General features: G+C 46.3%; 1 protein-coding gene and 1 other annotated feature. The gene reads right to left on the bottom strand.

The genetic code is table 11. The features are described from left to right. Nucleotides 1-1184 (bottom strand): IS3 family transposase gene (locus AAEY72_RS14125; RefSeq protein WP_502945387.1). Its coding sequence is split into 2 segments (ribosomal slippage), with 1185 coding nucleotides annotated over them: nt 1-908 and nt 908-1184; the frame shifts between segments, so codons are not numbered across the junction. This gene is flagged as partial in the annotation. Continuing rightward, nucleotides 793-909, bottom strand: a sequence feature (AL1L pseudoknot). Its footprint overlaps the gene before it by 117 nt. Nucleotides 1185-1234: the final 50 nt, after the last annotated feature.

Raw genomic sequence — 1234 nt, 5'->3', positions numbered from 1 at the left:
ATACCGCTTTTCAAACTCAAAAGGTGACACATAACCAATCGTGCTATGCAAACGCTTCTTGTTAAACCAGTCTACCCATTCAAGGGTTGCTAATTCAACATCGTTGACGCCCGTCCAGTTCTCTTTTAAATAATGTATCACCTCAGACTTGTACAGCCCATTGACCGTTTCAGCCAAGGCATTGTCATAAGAGTCGCCTGTTGTACCAACAGAAGCAATCACGCCGCAGTCCATCATCTTATCGGTGTAGCGAATGGATAAGTAATGAACCCCTCGATCACTGTGATGAATGACATCTTTGGGATGGTTTCTATCTGCTATTGCTTGGTTTAATGCCGCCATCACCATATCGGTGTTCATGCGATTAGAGACTTTCCAGCCCACAATAGCGCGAGCAAACACATCAATAATAAAAGCGGTATATACCCAGCCGCTTGTCGTCTTGATATAGGTAAAATCTGCAACCCACAGCTGATTAGGTTGACGTGCATTAAAGTTACGATTAACCAAGTCATCAGCACGCTTTTGATCATCACGGCTGTAAGTTGTTATTTTACCCTTACCGCGCCAGACACCTTGTAGGCCATGCTGTCTCATTAAGCGCTCTATGGTACAACGAGCCACATGAATACCATCCGTTTTCATCTGTTGCCAGACTTTACGGGCACCGTAACGGCATTTGCTGTCCTGCCAGATACGTCTGATTTCACCGATGTAAAAGTCGTCATGCTGACTGCGTAGTGAACGCTTGTGTGGGTTGTCGCTTAAGTCTTGAGCACGATAATAAGTTGACGGGGCAATCGGTAGGACTCTACAGATCAGCTCGACCCCGTAACTATCTTTATGGTCATCAATAAAATCGACCATCACTTTGGTGGGCGGCCGAGCTCCGCCTGGGCGAAAAAAGCAGCAGCCTTACGTATAATCTCATTGGCTTGCTTGAGCTCTTTATTCTCGCGTTCAAGCTCTTTAATACGTTGCTCTTGGCTTTGGGCTTGTACTGAGGCAGGAATGGTTTGGTCGATGTGTTTTTTATGCCATGATCGTAGGGTTTCAGGCGTACAGCCAACCTTAGGGGCAATGGCTTGGATAGCTGACCATGTGGAGGGATAGTCGTTTGCTGCTTCGATCAGCATACGAACGGCGCGTTCTTTAATCTCAGGAGTGTAGGTTTGTCTTTTCATTGTCGTATTCTCTCAGAATATTAAGTCTCCGACAATCCCGGGGCGGTTCA

The sequence above is a fragment of the Psychrobacter sp. W2-37-MNA-CIBAN-0211 genome, from assembly GCF_040309405.1.
Lineage (GTDB): Bacteria > Pseudomonadota > Gammaproteobacteria > Pseudomonadales > Moraxellaceae > Psychrobacter > Psychrobacter glaciei.
This window is presented reverse-complemented; position numbering and strand designations above follow the sequence as displayed.